This is a genomic window from Lacinutrix chionoecetis (assembly GCF_053604665.1).
This window is the reverse complement of record NZ_JBSHNQ010000074.1, coordinates 1-229: the sequence shown is the minus strand read 5'-3', so window position 1 is coordinate 229 and position 229 is coordinate 1. Positions and strand designations below refer to the sequence as shown.

The window sequence follows — 229 nt, the reverse complement described above, 5'->3', positions numbered from 1 at the left end:
CAGGCGCAACCGATACGGATGGCGATGGCGATAACGATGAGTTAGTGGTACCAGGCGAAGGCACCTGGACTGTAGATGATACTACAGGCGCAGTAACCTTCACACCAGAAGCAGGCTTTACAGGTGATCCAACACCAATCGACTACAACGTAGAAGATAACGATGGTAATGTGTCTAACGACTCAACGATTACCTTAGACTTCGATGCACAAGATCCAATCGCAGAAGA

General features: G+C 48.5%; 1 protein-coding gene. It reads left to right on the top strand.

Translation table 11 applies throughout. The features are described from left to right. Positions 1 to 229 (top strand): Ig-like domain-containing protein (locus ACVC43_RS07240; protein ID WP_452223837.1); only part of this gene is annotated, 229 nt, incomplete at both ends.